Consider the following 17,149-nt stretch of genomic DNA (forward strand, 5'->3'; position numbering starts at 1 on the left):
CTCATAGAGAAACGGCTCGTTAGTCCGATCGGGTCATTCAGATCTTTTTAAGCGCGACCGGCAGCGGCGTTACGTCAGAAGTCGCGGGCAGATTTGCCGCCTTCTTCTCCTGTAGCCACATATCACCCATCATTTTATCCAGACCCATATCCAGTCCCGTTACCAGGCCAGCACCCGGGGTAAAGGTAAGCTCACCAAAGTAGATCTGTCCTTCACTGATGTACCAGTCTACCCGTACATAGTCAAAATCACTTGCCAGCTTCTTACTGAGCGCCAGCGCCTTTTCCAGCGTTTCTCTGTCACCGCTGATATCCAGCCCCGTATCACGAATTTTGTAGAAGCACTGCTGCAAGCTGTTTACGTAGAAGTTCATAGAGAGTGGCGCATTACCGCAGCGGTTATAGATAATCTGCAGAACATACTCAAAATTGCCATCTTTCTTGTTAAACATGTGGAATTTATAATCCACGGCGGCAAGTTTACCGTCGCCCACATACTCTTCCACCACGATGCGCGGCTTAATATAGCGATAATGGATCTCACGGGAATGGTGTGAGAAATCGCGGCTCAGCCACTCTTCACAGCGTTTAACTAACAGCTGTTTCTGAATACAATCTGGCTCTTCCAGCAGTATTTCTACCATACCAGAACCGTGATTTGGCTTAATAACGGTATTTTTAAGAGATTTAAGCCCAAGCAGCGTTTTCGGATCTGCCGTTTCATGCAGCATGGGAATTAAATATTCTTCACCAATTGTTTTTGCTATGTAGTCGCGCACCAGAATTTTATCCGAAAGGTTCCCATATCGAACATAGTCGCCGGTGACAAATTTTCTATACAGAATTTTCTCATTAAATAATTTTGGCTGGTGTATGTTAGGTAACCGCTTAAATTTATGAAAATAATGAATTCTGTCCTGATAGGACCAAGGCATTTTTTTGAGCAGGTATAAGACGCCTTTTCTCAATTCTGCTTTGAGTTTTAACATTTTTTACCTCATTTGTAGGTTTTGTAGTTGAGTGAGGAAAGCTGTATTTTAAGAATGACGCCATTCTTAAAGAGATAATTCATTACCGTCAGGGAGAGCAGTTCTGTTACCAGTACGCTCCAGGCAGCTCCTGTTAATCCCCAGAAACGGATGAAGAACCAGTTGGTCACTACGCTAATTACCACCAGTAAAACAATCTTAACCAGCAGATAATTAAAACCACCTTCTTTCACCATATAGCGATAAGCTACTGTTCCCATTGCCGAAAAGCAGGTTGCTAACGACAATAACGTAACGAGGTTTCCCGATTGTGTGTAGTCATGCCCATAAAGGGTAGTGATGATCTTTTCGCCAAACAGCGCGACGACAAGAAGCATCAAAAATGATACTGCCATAACATAGCCATTCAGCCTTGCGGCCAGTTTCACTGCCACATCCGCGCGCTCCCTGAAGATCTCAGAAAAACAGGATGTAATAATTGCCACCGGAATAAAGATCCACGAGGCAGAAATCGTATTGGCGGCGGTAAAGAGCCCCAGGTCGTGCGCTGACCCCACGCCTACCAGGAAAAACTGCGCCAGCTTCACCTGAATCGAAATGAACACGCTGGATATAGCCAGCGGTAAGCCCGCATGCAGCAGATAGCGCAGATAGCTTCTGTGCCTGCGTTTAGGCGGTGGGCTGATGCTGTTCGCCTGATAGAAGCGGCTACGCTTGATAACGTAAGGCACCAGCGTGACGGCCACTATAGAGAATGAAAGCAGCAGAGGGCTCAGCTTGAACCACGCCACCAGAAAACTGATAGCAAAACTAATGAGCATACCGGTGGCATTGGCAACCGTATTCATCCGTGATTCCAGCCGGGCGTTGTTATATACGCTGAAAATATCCTGGGTAACAAACATCGCAGAGAGAAACGATGCGATAGCGAAAACCAGAAAGTTTTCCCGCATTTCCAGCCAGACATAAATTAATACCGGCACGGAGAGCAGTAACAACAGGGCCATTCGCAGCTGTTTGGCAACCGCCATCAGCCGTATTCCTTTAGCCGCACTTTTGCTGATACTTTTAAACAGAATGGTTTCAGTACCGAAAATGGCAATAGTCTGAACAATTGAAAAAAGTGAAGCAGAAAATGCTATTTGCCCGAATATCGAAGGCCCAAAGGATTTTGCGACATAGGATGTGACAAATATCACACCGAATACGGAAACAACCTTTTCCGACATCATCCAGATGGCGTTTGACATAGCGCTGTGTTTCATCGAAGCATCCTTTGTAAAACTAATCACTTGTTGCAATAACTCGGACATCCATGTTGAAAACGAAAAAGTAATACGCTCAAAAATCCTGGCGATTAAAGTGGACCTAAAATTTATAAAACGGATTAATCCTAATCCGCGCTTATTCAAAAGCGTTCGTTTTTCACATCTTCATCAATGAAAATTTTTTTGAAATTCTTCAGAGGCAAATCTTGAGGGATTTTCCCTAAGCCACTTTTGGCGCTAATTATCATGGCACAGATTTTACCGATTACATGCTGGAGTATTCTGAATTACTCGCTGGTCTTGTTCATGACATGAGACGAATTTATATCAAAAACCCGCATATCGAAAGCTAACTCGGGACTTTGGAAATAAAATAGGAGAAATCCCATGATGATATTTCTTCATAATCACTTAACTTAATCGTTGCCATTCAAATCGCGCACTTACACAGGCTGCCCTAATTTATGGAATTATCAGATCCATTTATTATTGCAGTCATTCTCATCACATTATAGTTAAGAAACGGAAGAGCATTTATGAGAAAGTCACGATATACAGAAGAGCAAATCACCAGCGCCATTAAAGCATCTGAATGCGGTGTAAAGGTGAAAGAGATTTGCGAAGAACTGGGCATCTCTGAAGCGACGTTTTACAGCTGGAAGAAAAAATTTGCCGGTCTTTCTTCTGAGGAAGGAAGGAAAATCAAGGGTTTAGAAGAGAAAGTGCATAACATGGAGCGTGAATTACAGACTCTCTCATCCGATAAAGAGATGCTGCAAAGCGTTCTTAAAAACTTCTTTACTACCAATGACAAACGCCAGGCGGTTAATTATCTGCAGGATACTTTTGATATCGGAACCCGCCGCAGCTGCCGTTTGTTGGATATAAGTCGCAGTGTTTACCACTATCCCTACAATGTAGAAAATCATTAATTGAGATCTATCGCACATTTCATTATTACTTGCAGGACCAAATTAAAATATTTCCAATGCTAATTGAAAAGTACGAACCCATTTCAGGGAGACGCTTTTTTGTGATGAGTTAGTTGTCATTATCGTCCCCTAATGATCTGTTCATTTATTCATCACCAGCTAAAAACCTTTTAACTTCAAGTGCTTCTGAGCGCATTTATCTTTGAGTCCAAAGATAAATGCGCCTTTCATGACATTAACTCTTCTAACAGAAAGCACAAAAAACAACCATACTACTTCAAATTTCGTAAACCTTTTCTTTTTATGAATGGTTCATGAATTTGACGCTTCTGGCAAATTCCTACCCCTTCTGCTACTCCCTGTTCCGGCCTGAAAGCCCGCCCTGCGGTTCACCTCAGGGATAAAGCATCCGCTTTACTACCATAAATTAAGTAGAGATGCTTATACATAACCTTATTACTGATTAAAAAACAGCCAAATCAGAAACCCTAACTTAGCCATTTCTAATGTTTTTAACGAATTTAAAGCGCTTTCCTGACCTTTCCCTGACCAGAATATTTGAGTTAAGTGTGGTTTTACTTTACAGAAGGCGTCTCAAAAAAGGCGTTTTTGTCATTAAGTAGTCTCTGTTGACTGTCCAAAAACAGCACAAATATCATTAGCGATTATTCTTATAGCGGAACAATTACTTACTGTGCCAGGTACCAGAGAGCTATATGCAGGCTCTGAGCGGCTCGGCATAGTCTTAAAAACACGCCCTGCATCACATTTCCTGCAAAATAACGGCGGCCTTTGCGGCCAGCCAGGAGAAAAGGAGCGGGTTAACTTATCAGCAGAAATTTATTTATCAGGGATGACTTTAATGATGACGGGTTCGGGTTTGATGCGGGTAGCGACAACTACGCCCGCCATCAGACAGAGGATGCCGCAGAGCGTCAGCAGAGGCGGCCAGCTCTGGCGAATAAGAAAGGTATAAGCCAGTCCGGCGAGGATTTCGAACACGATTAACGGACCAACCAGCACGGTAGGCAGACGCTGGCTCGCTTCGTTCCAGCATAGTGCGCCCAGCCAGGAACAAAACAGCCCAATCGCTATCATCAGAGGGACAAAAAGCGCGGGATGCGGGCCAAAAGGCAACGCGAAATCGGGCTGGGTCATATGCAGCTGAAGACTCACCAACAGATAGCCCACTATCGCCAGCGGCAAGGTGGCGATGCCCTGTGCCGTTGCCCAAGTGGTCGCCTTTTTCTCCGGATGCTCTCGTAGCCAGCGAGCGTTGCGTAGCGGGTACCATGTCCAGCAGATCGTCGCCATTATGGCCAGCGCAATGCCGCTGAGATAGCGCCACGGATCGGTATGCTGAACACTCCCCGTTAACTCTGCGATATTGACGAACACCAGGCCGCCAGCAATCAATATCAGGGCCGGCGTCAGCTTGCGCCAGGACAACCTGCCTTCATGATGACCATAAAGCAGGTTGGCGCTGACGGATATCACCACCGGCAGCGTGCCGATAATCATTGTGGAAACCGGTGCGCCGGTGCGCTGGATAGCATTTGCCAGAAAGGTGTAATAAAGAAGGTTGCCGACCAGCGCCAGTTTAAGTGCTTCACGCCAGTCGCTACGCTTAAGCTGGCGCAGGCGTTTCCAGTCGCGCCAGGCAAGCGGCAAGGCGATCAGGCCAAACGCCAGATAACGGGCGACAGACTGCAGCGCGCCGGGATAGTCGGGCACCAGTAAAGGACCAACAAAAATCAGACCCCACATCATCCCGGCAGCCAGAGCAAACAATACACCTGCAAACATAGAAACCTGCTTTTCAATAAAAGAGAGGCACATTGTCGGCATCAGGAGAGTAAAAAGCTTGTAGCAAATTGCTATCGCCTGCTGGCGTTGACCTGTTTCTGGTAACGCGCGGGGGTAATGCCATAGCGCCCTGCAAAGCTTTTTGTCAGATGGGCCTGGTCGCTTAATCCTACCATCACCGCCACGTTCGCCGCAGGGATCCCTTGCGTAAGCAGCGTTTTAGCATGGTAAAGACGAAACGCCATAAGCATCTGGTGGGGAGTCACATGGAAATGCGCCTTGAACTGACGCTGGAAATGGTAAGGGCTGAGTGAGACCAGGCTGGCCAGATCGGCAAGAGAATGGGTGTCGGCCAGATTTTCACGAAGACAAGCTTTAACCAGATCAAAACGGTGTCGGGCTTCAGCAGGTAATTTTTCCGCAATGCAGGCGTGAGGACGCAGAAGTTCAGTCAGCGAAAGCAGCAACCCGTCCCGCGCCAGCGGATCGGGCGCTTGCCATAGCGCGGCCAGCAAGCCAGAGAGCTGTTGCGCCCGCAGCGGATCAAACCGCACTGCGTCAGTAAACCACCAGCCCCGTTCCCCTGATAACGCTTCAAGCTGCTGTGGCTCGATATAGATCATCCGATATTGCCACCCCTCTTCAGCAGCCGATTCACCGGTGTGCAGTTCATCCGGATTCATCAGTACCAGCGATTGCGCAGGGGCAAGATGCTGAACCCCGCGATAGCGGAAACGCTCGGCCCCCGCCACAATCGTGCCGATACCAAAGGCTTCATGGGTGTGCGGTTCAAAGGCATAACGGGAGATATGGGCGTGATAAAGCTCCACCCCCGGCAACCCCTCAAGGTGGCGAAACTGGGCGCGATCTTTTTCATCACTGAACTGCGCTGGCACACCCTGCACTTGACTCTCCGTCAGAGAATAGAGAAAAGATAAGCTTACGACGTTTGCGCAGGGCGATCCATTCTTGCCGTTTACCCGACTGATTTGCCTTAATTCTTCCGCAAGATAAACGGTTATTCAACGACTAAGAATTTTCTTAAATCGAGCAGGGACGTTTACCGAATGTTGAGCGTCAGAGTGGTTGACTGTGGTTTTCCTTCTGGATGAGCCGCTATGTCTGATACCACTTTACTTCCCTACCCGGAGACGAACCTGACCTTTTTCTTCTCCCTGATCACCGGAAAATTCAAGCCGGGAAAATTGTGGTATGACCGTGAATATCGCATCAAATATCTGTTCCGTTCCCTTGCCGTGCCAACCACGACCTGGAAGATAGTGAAAGCCATTACCGGCGAACCGGTGATGCGCGATATTTTGCCCGTTCAGCATACGCTACCCAGTAAAATACACCGCCCTTACCTTTATAGCGGCATGCCGACAACTGACCGCGCTGATGCGATCATTAACCACTATCGCTATGTGAAAAATTTGCCCGTTCCGCGCCTGCGTCAGGCGATGCTGACCCGCCAGGGCGTCGATTTAATCACCTTCACGGGAAAGAGTGGCGAAACGTTCACCATTACGCTGGCCTGCACCGGCCGTTGTGAACGAGAGGGGGAGGTCAATCTGCTGTTCCGGCGTGAGGGCGTCCAGCTGGCGATGCTGACCTTTGCGGTGACGGAAAGTCACGGCCAACACGTGGCGATGATTGGTGGCATTCAGGGCGCCCACCGGGATACGCCGCACGAGCTGATCCGCGAAGCGACCAAAGCCTGTTACGGGCTATTCCCAAAACGTTTGCTGATGGAAACGCTGAGCCTGATTTGTACCGGCACCGGCATTGAAAAAATCGAAGCGGTCAGCGACAACGGCCATATCTTCCGCAGCCTGCGCTACCGGCTGAAAAAACGTCAGCTGTTCCACGCCAGTTACAATGAATTCTGGGAGACGCTGAACGCGCAGCCGCTTTCAGACAAACTCTACTCGCTGCCGCTCCGCTTCCCGCGTAAGCCGCTGGAAGAGATAGCCAGTAAAAAGCGGTCGGAATACCGTAAGCGTTATGAGCTGCTGGATGCCATACAGGGGCAGTTCAGTCAGGCGATTGCCTGAGACAAGCGGGGGAAATAGCCCTGTTAAACGGGCTACTTATTCTCTTTTTCGACGTCGTCGATTCGCCAGCCTGCCGCCTCTTTATGCAGCGTGATCAGCAGAAGCTGCCGATCGGCAGGATCGTTGCCCAGCGTCACGTCGCCGGTAGCGGTGGTGCCATTCAGGGTAAAACGCCCTACGTTAACATGATCTACCCAGCTGTCGCTGTAGTCCTGATCCTGAAGAAAATAGTCGTCATCCATGCCTTCCGGGCTTTTGATCAGCACGTTGATTTTCTGAAGCAGCCGCGGCGTAACAAAGGCGTTAAGTTGGGGATCGTGTTCATCAATCGGGCTTTCGTCTTTACTTAAGGCCGTTAAGTACCAGCTGTAAAAATTTCTGCTGGTCGCTTCGGGATCGCTGTTCTGTTCCGCGGCCGTTACCTGCCAAGCCAACAGGGCCATCGCTGACGCCAGTAACCATTTTTTCATCTGATGCCATCTCTACCCGGAAAATTCGGAATGCTGAGCTAATTTACCCTTTCACGCTGCGCTTTGAGCAGAAATTCGCTTTTTTTTTAGTAACTGTTTATACAGGATGTGGCCGCAGCCGGCGCCTGTACCCTGTTTTGCTCAGCTCTGCCCTCCTCCCGACTACAAAAGGCAGATTCATCAGAAACGCAAAATGAGCAAAAAATGGCCGTAAACTGACAATAATTGAGATAAACAGCGGCAAACGGACATTACTTATTTTCGTTAACAAATAACCCGGCATTCCGGCAATCTCTTTTCCGGACAACTCATTTTTTTCACTACAATCAGGTTTTACGGGCATGTGGGTAATTTTGCCTGTGTGGTGAGAACGTCGGGGAGAAGAGATGCAACAGATGTTGATAAAGAGTAAGCGCAACAGAACGCACCTTGAAGATCGCCACTTAGCTCTGGTACTCGCTACCGCCGCTGGACTGCTGAACGCAATGGCGCTGGGTGCGTTCGGCTTTTTCCCCTCCCATATGTCGGGTAACACTTCGCAAATCTCGACGGAAGTCTCTTCATCTGATTTAAGCGACCTGCTGATCCTGGCGGCCATTATTATCGCGTTTGTTACCGGGTCGGTCACTTCCCGTCTGCTGGTCATCAGCGGGATTAAAAATAATATCCGGACAATCTTCAGCCTTATTTTGCTGATGGAGGGCATCGCGCTGATCCTGCTATCGCTGTTTGAGCAGTTCTTCTACTCTTCCAGCCATAATAATGAAGTGATTGTACTGCTGGGATTCCTGATGGGCATCCACAACGCCACCTCCACTCAGCTCTCTGACGGTCGTGTCCGGTCCACCCATATTACCGGCACCTTAACTGACGCGGGCATAGCGCTGGGATCTGTGTTGAGCGCGCTGCTGCGCCGTGATTTTTCGAAAGATTTAAAGGCGCAGCGCAGCCAGCTTTTCACCCACCTGGTGACGATCTTTTCGTTCCTGGCGGGCGGGGTTTGCGGGCTGCTGCTGTTTAAGTTTTATGGCTTTACCGCCATGATTGCCGTCGGCGCGTTTCTGGCACTGGTGTCGTTAAGCTCCATCACGCTTACGCTGCTGATGGCAAAAAAACGCGCCCTGAAGCCGGGGATTTTATGAAGTTTTTGACAACTCCGGGTGATAAACCGGGTAATCGGTAAATCCTTCACTGCTCCCACCATAAAGCGTGGCGGCGTGATGACTGTTAAGCGGCCAGCCATTGGCGATGCGTTCCGGCAGGTCGGGATTCGCGACAAAAGGGCGACCGAAGGCGATCAAATCGGCGAGATTATCCTCAACCAGTCTGGCGCCGCGCTCAGCCGTATAACGGCCTGCATAAATGATACGCCCGCTGAAGATAGCCCGGATCTCACGGCGGAAAGCTTCAGGCAGATCCGGGGCATTTTCCCAGTCCGCTTCGGCTATAGAGAGATAGGACACACCGGCGTTTTCCAGTATTTTCACCGCTTCAACGTAGGTTTTATGGGGATCTTTTTCTACCAGCCCAATATAGACGCGCTCTTCATCGGTGCTGGTAAAGAGCGGTGTAAAACGAACGCCCAGACGTTCTGGCCCTATGGCCTCACTGATAGCCTGAACGATTTCACGCAGGAACCTCAGTCTGTTTTCAACAGAACCACCATATTCATCAATACGCTGGTTGGCATGCTCCGAAATAAACTGATTAACCAGATAGCCATTGGCAGCATGGATTTCAACGCCGTCGAAACCTGCACTGAGCGCATTTTTTGCCGCCTGAGCATAGAGGCCGACCAGGGTTTTAATCTCTGTGTGAGTCAGTTCACGGGGCATCGAAGGCGCAACCAGTGTCCCTGTATTCGGCCCGGTTTCGATAAAAGCTTTTACTTTTTCGGCCATGATGGCAGAGGGCGCTACGGGTGCTCCCTCCTCTGGCTGCAAAGCGGAATGGGAGACGCGTCCCACATGCCAGAGTTGCGCAAAAATGATCCCTCCTTCGGCATGTACCGCACGGGTAACTTTTTGCCAGCCCTCAATCTGCTGCTGACTGTAAATACCCGGTGTCCAGGCATAGCCCTGACCGCGAGGCTCGATTTGCGTTCCTTCGCTGATCATAAACCCTGCGCTGGCGCGCTGGCGGTAGTACTCAGCCATGAGATCGGTGGGCACATTACCTGGCTGGGCGCTTCTCTGCCGCGTAAGAGGCGGAAAGACGATACGGTTCTTAAGCGTATAGGGGCCAAGGGTGGTGGTTTCAAATAAAGCTTTATGATTCATGACGTTTTCCAAAATTATCATCAAAAGGATGGTCACCGACTGCGTTCTGTTCCCTGTTCAGCAGGCTGCCTTAACATGTTCAGAGTTTTACTGACCGATCCTGACGCTGCGAGCATTAATTAGACCGGTCGTCTAAATTCTGGGCAAACCGCTGATGCTGGTAACAAGAGCTGCTCCGGGTGTGATTATCGTACGATTACTGGGATAAGCTTTTTGCCGCCTTCTCAATCAGGGCCGCAATTTTCTCCGGCTGTGAGGCGTAAATAGCGTGACTGCCTTTCAGCTCGGTAACAGGGCTGTGCGCACGTTGCGCCATAAAGCGCTCCAGCTCAGGATTGATTGCGCGGTCTTGCGTTGACACCACGGCCCAGCTTGGTTTGGTTTTCCATGCCGGTTCGCCTGCCGGTGTGTTAAAGGCCACCGCTGCCGTCATAACCTGCGAGCGCGCCATGAAATCAGCCTGTTTTGCCGGTAAATCGGCAGCAAAGTCTGCGTGGAAGTTTTCAGGTTTCAGATAGAGGTAATGATCGGAAGTTTCGGTAATCGCCTTGCTGGCTGGCGGATTTTTGCTGGCAAGGTTCAGCAACGACTCGCCTTTCTCTGGCTGGAAGGCCGCTATATAGACCAGCCCCGCCACCGAGGGGTCATTGCCCGCATCGCTGATGATCATGCCGCCGTAGCTGTGGCCAACCAGCAGCGTTTTTCCTTTCTGTTGTTCCAGAACGCGACGGGTCGCGGCCACATCATCAGCCAGAGAGGTTTCCGGCTCCTGCACTACGGAGACGTTATAGCCCTCTTTACCCAGAATACGCGCTACCGGTAACCAGCCCGATCCATCAGCAAAAGCACCGTGCACCAGAACAACATTTTTCACCGGTTCAGCCATTGAAGCCTGAGCATAGGTGGAGAGGATCAGACCTAATGCCGAGGCGTGCCATCAAGGCTGCCCCCCTCCACCGCTGGCAATTATTCAGCCAGTTGCTTAATCAGCTGCGCCGCCGTGGCCGCTGAAGAGGTTGGGTTCTGACCGGTGATCAGCAGCCCATCGCTGACAACATAAGAGCTCCAGTCCGCACCTTTGGAGTAGATGCCACCCTTAGCGATCAGCTCATCCTCTACCAGGAAAGGCACAACCTTAGTCAGGCCTACCGCTTCCTCTTCAGTGTTGGTGAAGCCGGTCACTTTTTTGCCCTGAACCAGCGGAGTGCCCTCAGGCGTTTTCACGTGTCGAAGCACGCCGGGTGCATGACAGACCAGCGCGACATTTTTGTCTGCCGCCAGGAAGGCCTCAATCAGTGCGATGGAGTGCTTATCTTCCGCAAGATCCCACAGCGGGCCGTGGCCGCCCGGGTAAAAGACCGCGTCGTAATCTGCCTGCGACACGCTGTCCAGACGGACGGTTTCGGCGAGCTTCGCAACGGCATCGGCGTCGGCCTCAAAACGATGCGTCAGCTCAGTCTGGAAATCAGGCTCGTTACTTTTAGGATCCAGCGGCGGGTTGCCCCCTTTTGGCGAGGCCAGCGTGATCTCTGCGCCGGCATCTTTAAAGGCGTAGTAAGGGGCGGCCAGCTCTTCCAGCCAGAAACCTGTTTTACGTCCGGTATCGCCCAGCTTGTCGTGTGAGGTCAGAACCATAAGAATTTTCATTTGTAACTCCTGCTAAGTTGAATTTTAAGTTTGATTAGACCGGTCGTCTATTAACAAGGTAAAAAAACAGCCCGGCCTGATGAAATAATATCTCTAAGAACTTTGCTACTCTTCAGTTCAACACCGGTTTGCGTACTTCCGGTTGATGTCTCTAAGCTACCACCCATTAGACTGGTCGTCTACAAGTAATTTGCTTCTTTTTCCTCTCTTTCCTGACTCTCTGCTGTTTAATGAGAGGCTAACTCAATGATAATTGCTTTATCAAAGAGTTAACCAACTGGCTTCTGAAGGCCCACCATAAATTAATCGATTTTTTTCGCCCAGACCGCCTGTGCGTTAGTAAATTCACGCAGCCCAAAGTGCGAAAGCTCACGGCCATAGCCGCTTTTCTTCACGCCGCCGACCGGGATGCGGGCATTAGTGGCAGAAAATCCATTGATGAAGACACCGCCCGTTTCCAGCCGACGTGCAATACGCTCAGCCCGGGTTAAGTCACTGCTCCAGAGATTACCGCCTAAGCCATAATCGCTGGTATTAGCCAGCTGAATGGCATGCTCCACATTGTCTGCAATGGTGATAGCGGCAACGGGGCCAAACGTTTCTTCATCAAATGCAGCCATACCCGGGGCGACATTACCCAATACGGTAGGCTGATAAAAATTGCCGCTTCCCGCAACGATTTCCCCGCCCAGAAGCAGCGTTGCGCCAGCTGCAAGCGTGCGCTCTACTTGCTGATGCAGCTCTTCCCGCAGATCTTTGCGCGCCATTGGCCCGACGTTAGTACGCGGGTCAAGCGGGTCGCCAATCTTCAGTTGACGGACGGCCGCGATAAATTTCTGCGTGAACTCTTCGGCTATCGGCTTTTCCAGAATAAAACGCTTGGCTGCCAGACAAACCTGGCCCGCATTCTGGAACCGCGCTTCTATACCAGCCTTGACGGCCAAATCAATATTCGCATCAGCAAGCACAATAAAGGCGTCTGAGCCGCCCAGTTCCAGCAGGCTCTTTTTCAGCGCCTTACCAGCGATTGACGCCACGGCTGAACCTGCACGCATACTTCCGGTCAAGGTGACGGCTGCCACGCGGTCATCTTCAATTACCTGCGCCACGGTGTCGTTATCCGTAATGAGATTTGCAAACAGACCAGCCGGGAAGCCTGCGCTCTCATAGGCGTCCTGTAAGGCATAAGCGGAGCCCATAACATTCGGTGCATGCTTGAGAATAAAGCCGTTGCCGGAAAGCATAATCGGCCCCGAGGCGCGGATCACCTGCCATAGCGGGAAGTTCCAGGGCATAACGGCCAGAATGGAGCCAACGGGCAGATAAGAGACATGCACCCGATCGTCATTCTCAACAGAGACAGGTTCATCGGCGAGGATCGCCGGGCCGTTATCGGCAATCCACTCAATGGTAGCGGCACATTTCTCGACTTCCGCACGGGCGGCGGCCAGCGTTTTTCCCATTTCGGCGGTGATGATCCCCGCCAGGCTCTCGGTGCGTTCACGCAAAATCGCCGACAGACGACGGTAAGCGACAACGCGTTCAGACATCGGTGTGGCACGCCACAGACGAAAAGCCGCGTTATTTTCCACCAGCAGGCTTTCTACCTGCTCAGCGGTCTGGAATGCATAGGTCGCTATCAATTCATCAGTCGCAGGATTACGTGAAGTTGCGACGCTGACGGCGGGGGTGGTCACTGGAATCGGTTGAGATGACATGATATTGCCTCCGGGTGGTTTAAGAGAGCACGTTGTGTGCTGCTGTGAATCCACTTTAGGCGCGTCAGATCATCCCTGGAAGGCGTCTTGTTATCCTATGACTCGGGGTCACTGGCAACGTGGCGGGGGATATAGGTCACCAGAGACAGGTCCGGACGCCCCTCCGGCGTCAAGGCGACATAGGTAAATTCAATATGGCCGGAGGTAGGATGTAAAAGACGCTTGCTGCCCTCGCCCATGCCTTTCACTTCCGTATCCTGCCACCACTCCTGAAATTCAGGGCTCTGTTCAGAGAGCTCTTTTATCAGGTTATCGAACGGCGCTTTATTTTGCGCATGCGCCCGGGAAGCGCGGAACACAGAGATCATCCCTCTCGCCATCTGCTCCCAATCCAGGATCAGCGTGCGGTAGGGCCGGTAAAGAAACAGCAGGCGCAACGTATTGCGCTCATGAGGTTGCAGCGAGCCATAATCGATAAACAGCTCTGCAATAGCATCATTCCAGGCAAGAATATCAAGCCGGGTATTGCGGATATAGGCCGGGATAGGGTCGATAGCACGAACCAGACTCTCCAGCCCCTCGCTGACGCCATCATCAATCGTACGGGGCAGAGGCTCTTCACGAGGTGAAAGGGCAAAAAGATGGGAAGACTCAATTCTGTCGAGCCTGAGGACTTTGGCGATACGCTGCAGGGCATCCGCCGAGGGCTTGATTTCTCTGCCCTGCTCCAGCCAGGTATACCAACTCACGCTGACGCCAGCCAGTACCGCCACTTCTTCACGGCGTAGGCCTGGCGTACGACGCGTCCCTGCGGGCAGACCAAATTCCTGCGGGTTAAGACGCGCCCGGCGGCTGACCAGGAAAGCGCCCAGTTCACGACGCTGTTCGGGGGAGGTTTTTTTTACCATGTAACGGTTTATCCCTTAGCTTAATCATTTATGAGAGCTATCTTTCTCTGTGCGCAGCGCCTGAAAATCTTATCGCAAAAAGGAAAGGGTTAACATCTCCTCCCCAGAAATCCAACTGAAAGCGTTGCTTCAACAGGTAACCCTGAAAGATTTCCCTGGCATTACATTTCATCGGTGCTGCCGAAAGCTATTTTCATCGGGGTGAGTTAATGGCCCTCAGTCACTAAAGGATTTGCATCCCGGGCTGACTCAAGTAACCACTCTTTGAACGACTGAGCTGCGGCTGAAGGCTGAGCTTTTGCTATCTGTACAAGGTAATAGGCCAGCGGGCTTGACTGAGCATCACCAAAAGGTCTGACTAAACGACCGGCCTGAAGGTCAGCCATGACCAGACTGCTTCGACCCAATGCGACGCCACTTCCAGCCATGGCTGCCTGTAACCCCGCGGCTGAGTCACGGATTTTCTTCGTCGATGATAGTTGATTTATGCCGGTGATAGCTGGCTTCGGTAAACTATCCGGGAAAGTGGTTATTCAGCCAAACCACAAGAACTAAGCTGCCGCTAAAGAAAAACTATACTCTTTACTCTATCCGTATCGGGAGACAAAGGTATGTTTGAAGGATTTATCCATCAGGAAGTTACGCTTTCTGAAGCCGTCCTGAACGTACGTTATGGCGGCAATGGCCCACCCGTGTTGTTACTGCATGGCCATCCCCGTACGCACGCAACCTGGTCAAAGGTGGCCCCTCTGCTTGCTCAATCCTTTACCGTGGTGTGCCCGGACTTACGCGGCTTTGGCCGCTCTTCCAAACCCGCAGACTCCCCCGATCATGCTGGCTCCGCCAAAAGAGCAAAAGCACAGGATTGTATCGAGCTGATGAGCTTTCTCGGCTTTGAAAAATTTGCGTTAGTGGGGCATGACAGAGGAAGTTATACCGCCTATCGCGCCGCTTTAGATTACCCGGAAAAGATTACGCAGCTGGCGGTTCTGGACGGCGTTCCGATACTCGAAGCACTGGAGCGGTGTAATGAGAAATTTGCCCGCCAGTGGTATCACTGGTTTTTCTTTGCGCAACCCGAAAAGCCTGAACGGGCTATCCTGGCCGACCCTGACCAATGGTACGGAGAGCGTCCCGAAACAATGGGGGATGAAGAGTATGAAGAGTTCAGGCGGGCGATCCACGATCCGGCAACCGTCCATGGAATGATTGAAGATTACCGTGCCGGATTGTCGGTAGATCGACAGCATGAACTTCAGGACCGTCAGGCAGGAAGAATGATCGAGTGCCCTCTGCTTTGCCTGTGGTCAGAACATGATGACCTGGAGGAGATCTACGGCGATATTCCGGCCATCTGGAGAAGCTGGGCGCATAATGTACAAGGTAAAAGCATTAACAGCAGCCACCATATGGCCGAAGAGGCTCCTGAGGAGCTGGCGGCTGCACTCCGTCAGTTTCTGTTGTCATGCAGTTAGCATTCAGCCAGATCGATGCTGTGTCAGTGTGACAATGAAAGATGAGCGCGATATATCTGACAAAGTTTAAAGCGCTCACCAACAGGTTAAAAATCAGTCCGACTGCTCATTCAAATTTACTGACTTACCTCAGCAAATTGTTCAGCTTTTATCCTTTCATGTTTAAGCCTACTATCACTACATCGAGGCAACACGGCCTCTCAATAAAATAATCTCTGAGGAATTAAACATGAAAACCATCAAAACTTTCGTTGCAGTTGCGGCACTTTCACTGATTTCTTTTGGTAGCTTCGCCCAGAGCATCACCGTTTCAGCTCCTACCCTGGATGATGCTGAAGCGAAAATCTCCGCTCAGGCTCTGCAGGCTGGCGCCTCTTATAAAATCACCGGCGCACGTGTTGATAATGGTGCTTACGTCTCGGCTGAACTGACTAAATAAAGAGTCTGGCGTTAAAACAGCGCAATGCAGTACCGCGAGATTGAAACAAAAAACCCTGCCTGAGCAGGGTTTCGTTGTTTTTGGGTAATGGTGATGGAAACGCATCCTAATCATGTTTTCCAGACAAAATGATCATCTCCCGCCTGCCCCGAATATGAACCCTGATGGCACCTTCTTTCCTGGTAAGACGAACCCTGATAAGCGTTCGACAATTATCAGGTTCAGATCAATTATGCTTACCGTGATTTTTATTGGCTCGAACAGAATCTGATATTCCCCCAGAAAGTCCGCTGTAAGCGAAAAGCAGACGTTAATTTCACACGCGTATAATCCTTTTGTCGGAAACGCTCTGAAGATAAAGGGTTCAAATTACAGAAGCGCTCAGATTTCAAGTGCAGCAAGAATTATGGCTTCCATTTTTTCCGGGGTATGGATCGGTGCAAAACGTTTGAGCGGTTTGCCGTCGCGTCCGATCAGGAACTTAGTGAAGTTCCACTTGATTCGCCCACCCAGCACGCCTGGCAATTCATTCTTCAGATAACGAAACACAGGGTGCGCTGCGTTTCCGTTGACCTCCACTTTCTCGAACATCGGGAAGCTCACCCCGTAGTTGATGTGACAGGTCTGCGCGATTTCGTCAGCGCCGCCGGGTTCCTGCTTACCGAACTGGTTACAGGGGAAACCAAGCACCATCAGCCCCTGGGCGGCGTACTTCTTGTAGAGTGATTCAAGGCCTGCGTATTGTGGCGTAAATCCACAGTGACTGGCGGTATTGACTACGAGCACCAGCTTGCCAGCATAGTCGGCCATAGGGATGAGCTGACCACTCAGACTGGTGGCAGTAAGTTGATGAAAAGTGGTCATGTCGAAATCCTCACTATTACTCACATCGCAGATTCGTTGTGTAAGACAGGATAATTGCCTGTCGAACAGAACTACACATTTTCCACGTCCGCTGCTGGCAAAAAGCCACCGGTGCAGACCGCTTCAGGCAAAAAGCGCACTGCCGGGTGCTGAGTTAAGCCTGGCATATCCAATGAAGAGATGACGAGCTGCGAGACAAGTTGGGGTGCATGAAGCATGCGCAGAACATAAACCCATTTACCCTGACATCCGAAAACAGAATCGTGGACTGGCACAGGCATAAAGCCCTCAACACTCAGTT

At 50.6% G+C, this 17,149-nt stretch carries 17 protein-coding genes; 5 read left to right on the forward strand and 12 right to left on the reverse strand.

Translation table 11 applies throughout. The annotated features are described in order from the left end of the window. Positions 1 to 37: 37 nt before the first annotated feature. Together Q3V30_RS19270 and Q3V30_RS19275 are read right to left on the reverse strand one after the other, a co-directional pair. Positions 38 to 988 carry an ATP-grasp fold amidoligase family protein gene (locus tag Q3V30_RS19270; RefSeq protein ID WP_306208551.1) on the reverse strand — a complete coding sequence of 317 codons (951 nt, stop codon included), beginning with the start codon at positions 986 to 988 and terminating at the stop codon, positions 38 to 40. Between the two features lie 8 nt (positions 989 to 996). Next, a complete protein-coding gene (locus tag Q3V30_RS19275; RefSeq protein ID WP_306213253.1) occupies positions 997 to 2,253 on the reverse strand; it encodes an MATE family efflux transporter in 1,257 nt (418 codons plus the stop codon). Between the two features lie 539 nt (positions 2,254 to 2,792). On the opposite strand from Q3V30_RS19275, the gene Q3V30_RS19280 reads away from it, so the two are divergent. Beyond that, positions 2,793 to 3,188, forward strand: a complete 396-nt coding sequence (locus Q3V30_RS19280; RefSeq protein ID WP_306208553.1) for a transposase — start codon at positions 2,793 to 2,795, stop codon at positions 3,186 to 3,188. A gap of 840 nt (positions 3,189 to 4,028) precedes the next feature. Here Q3V30_RS19280 and Q3V30_RS19285 read toward each other — a convergent pair. Continuing rightward, the gene (locus Q3V30_RS19285; protein WP_306208556.1) at positions 4,029 to 4,994 is read right to left on the reverse strand and encodes a DMT family transporter; all 966 of its coding nucleotides are present in this window, start codon (positions 4,992 to 4,994) and stop codon (positions 4,029 to 4,031) included. A 71-nt stretch (positions 4,995 to 5,065) separates the two neighbouring features. After that, the gene (locus Q3V30_RS19290; RefSeq protein ID WP_306208558.1) at positions 5,066 to 5,899 is read right to left on the reverse strand and encodes an AraC family transcriptional regulator; all 834 of its coding nucleotides are present in this window, start codon (positions 5,897 to 5,899) and stop codon (positions 5,066 to 5,068) included. Between the two features lie 213 nt (positions 5,900 to 6,112). Between Q3V30_RS19290 and Q3V30_RS19295 the strand changes: the two genes are divergently transcribed. Then, positions 6,113 to 7,048 (forward strand): VirK/YbjX family protein, encoded by a 936-nt coding sequence (locus tag Q3V30_RS19295; protein WP_306208560.1) that lies wholly within the window; start codon positions 6,113 to 6,115, stop codon positions 7,046 to 7,048. A gap of 32 nt (positions 7,049 to 7,080) precedes the next feature. Here the strand turns inward: Q3V30_RS19295 and Q3V30_RS19300 are convergent, their stop codons facing one another. Next, positions 7,081 to 7,518, reverse strand: a complete 438-nt coding sequence (locus Q3V30_RS19300; protein ID WP_306208562.1) for a DUF3828 domain-containing protein — start codon at positions 7,516 to 7,518, stop codon at positions 7,081 to 7,083. A 386-nt stretch (positions 7,519 to 7,904) separates the two neighbouring features. Between Q3V30_RS19300 and Q3V30_RS19305 the strand changes: the two genes are divergently transcribed. Next, complete coding sequence (locus Q3V30_RS19305) at positions 7,905 to 8,660, forward strand: YoaK family protein (RefSeq protein WP_306208564.1); 756 nt, start codon at positions 7,905 to 7,907, stop codon at positions 8,658 to 8,660. Here the strand turns inward: Q3V30_RS19305 and Q3V30_RS19310 are convergent. From Q3V30_RS19310 to Q3V30_RS19335, 6 genes are all read right to left on the reverse strand, one after another. Then, positions 8,655 to 9,797, reverse strand: a complete 1,143-nt coding sequence (locus tag Q3V30_RS19310; RefSeq protein ID WP_306208566.1) for an alkene reductase — start codon at positions 9,795 to 9,797, stop codon at positions 8,655 to 8,657. The two genes, Q3V30_RS19305 and Q3V30_RS19310, sit on opposite strands and share 6 nt — an antisense overlap. A 196-nt stretch (positions 9,798 to 9,993) precedes the next feature. Then, a complete protein-coding gene (locus Q3V30_RS19315) occupies positions 9,994 to 10,683 on the reverse strand; it encodes an alpha/beta hydrolase (RefSeq protein WP_306208568.1) in 690 nt (229 codons plus the stop codon). An 80-nt stretch (positions 10,684 to 10,763) separates the two neighbouring features. After that, complete coding sequence (locus Q3V30_RS19320; protein WP_306208570.1) at positions 10,764 to 11,444, reverse strand: type 1 glutamine amidotransferase domain-containing protein; 681 nt, start codon at positions 11,442 to 11,444, stop codon at positions 10,764 to 10,766. Between the two features lie 302 nt (positions 11,445 to 11,746). After that, positions 11,747 to 13,162 carry an NAD-dependent succinate-semialdehyde dehydrogenase gene (locus Q3V30_RS19325; RefSeq protein WP_306208572.1) on the reverse strand — a complete coding sequence of 472 codons (1,416 nt, stop codon included), beginning with the start codon at positions 13,160 to 13,162 and terminating at the stop codon, positions 11,747 to 11,749. A gap of 95 nt (positions 13,163 to 13,257) precedes the next feature. Then, positions 13,258 to 14,070: a helix-turn-helix transcriptional regulator gene (locus tag Q3V30_RS19330; RefSeq protein WP_306208574.1), complete on the reverse strand. Its 813-nt coding sequence runs from the start codon at positions 14,068 to 14,070 to the stop codon at positions 13,258 to 13,260. Positions 14,071 to 14,276: 206 nt separating this feature from the next. Next, on the reverse strand, positions 14,277 to 14,603 hold the full coding sequence (locus Q3V30_RS19335) for a LysR substrate-binding domain-containing protein (protein ID WP_306213254.1): 327 nt from the start codon (positions 14,601 to 14,603) through the stop codon (positions 14,277 to 14,279). A 78-nt stretch (positions 14,604 to 14,681) separates the two neighbouring features. Between Q3V30_RS19335 and Q3V30_RS19340 the strand changes: the two genes are divergently transcribed. Both Q3V30_RS19340 and Q3V30_RS19345 read left to right on the forward strand, forming a co-directional pair. After that, positions 14,682 to 15,545 (forward strand): alpha/beta fold hydrolase, encoded by an 864-nt coding sequence (locus tag Q3V30_RS19340; RefSeq protein WP_306208576.1) that lies wholly within the window; start codon positions 14,682 to 14,684, stop codon positions 15,543 to 15,545. A 229-nt stretch (positions 15,546 to 15,774) separates the two neighbouring features. Next, positions 15,775 to 15,984: a YdgH/BhsA/McbA family protein gene (locus Q3V30_RS19345; protein ID WP_306208578.1), complete on the forward strand. Its 210-nt coding sequence runs from the start codon at positions 15,775 to 15,777 to the stop codon at positions 15,982 to 15,984. A 381-nt stretch (positions 15,985 to 16,365) separates the two neighbouring features. Here Q3V30_RS19345 and Q3V30_RS19350 read toward each other — a convergent pair whose 3' ends face one another. Continuing rightward, positions 16,366 to 16,848, reverse strand: a complete 483-nt coding sequence (locus Q3V30_RS19350; RefSeq protein ID WP_306208580.1) for a glutathione peroxidase — start codon at positions 16,846 to 16,848, stop codon at positions 16,366 to 16,368. Between the last annotated feature and the right edge of the window lie 301 nt (positions 16,849 to 17,149).

The sequence above is a fragment of the Erwinia pyri genome, from assembly GCF_030758455.1.
GTDB lineage: Bacteria > Pseudomonadota > Gammaproteobacteria > Enterobacterales > Enterobacteriaceae > Erwinia > Erwinia pyri.

Coding starts and splice junctions, on each gene's coding strand:
- Q3V30_RS19295 (WP_306208560.1), top strand. CDS start 6,113: ATGTCTGATACCACTTTACTTCCCTACCCGGAGACGAACCTGACCTTT.
- Q3V30_RS19340 (WP_306208576.1), top strand. CDS start 14,682: ATGTTTGAAGGATTTATCCATCAGGAAGTTACGCTTTCTGAAGCCGTC.
- Q3V30_RS19315 (WP_306208568.1), bottom strand. CDS start 10,683: ATGGCTGAACCGGTGAAAAATGTTGTTCTGGTGCACGGTGCTTTTGCT.
- Q3V30_RS19320 (WP_306208570.1), bottom strand. CDS start 11,444: ATGAAAATTCTTATGGTTCTGACCTCACACGACAAGCTGGGCGATACC.
- Q3V30_RS19350 (WP_306208580.1), bottom strand. CDS start 16,848: ATGACCACTTTTCATCAACTTACTGCCACCAGTCTGAGTGGTCAGCTC.
- Q3V30_RS19280 (WP_306208553.1), top strand. CDS start 2,793: ATGAGAAAGTCACGATATACAGAAGAGCAAATCACCAGCGCCATTAAA.
- Q3V30_RS19310 (WP_306208566.1), bottom strand. CDS start 9,797: ATGAATCATAAAGCTTTATTTGAAACCACCACCCTTGGCCCCTATACG.
- Q3V30_RS19345 (WP_306208578.1), top strand. CDS start 15,775: ATGAAAACCATCAAAACTTTCGTTGCAGTTGCGGCACTTTCACTGATT.
- Q3V30_RS19305 (WP_306208564.1), top strand. CDS start 7,905: ATGCAACAGATGTTGATAAAGAGTAAGCGCAACAGAACGCACCTTGAA.
- Q3V30_RS19270 (WP_306208551.1), bottom strand. CDS start 988: ATGTTAAAACTCAAAGCAGAATTGAGAAAAGGCGTCTTATACCTGCTC.
- Q3V30_RS19325 (WP_306208572.1), bottom strand. CDS start 13,162: ATGTCATCTCAACCGATTCCAGTGACCACCCCCGCCGTCAGCGTCGCA.
- Q3V30_RS19285 (WP_306208556.1), bottom strand. CDS start 4,994: ATGTTTGCAGGTGTATTGTTTGCTCTGGCTGCCGGGATGATGTGGGGT.
- Q3V30_RS19330 (WP_306208574.1), bottom strand. CDS start 14,070: ATGGTAAAAAAAACCTCCCCCGAACAGCGTCGTGAACTGGGCGCTTTC.
- Q3V30_RS19275 (WP_306213253.1), bottom strand. CDS start 2,253: ATGAAACACAGCGCTATGTCAAACGCCATCTGGATGATGTCGGAAAAG.
- Q3V30_RS19300 (WP_306208562.1), bottom strand. CDS start 7,518: ATGAAAAAATGGTTACTGGCGTCAGCGATGGCCCTGTTGGCTTGGCAG.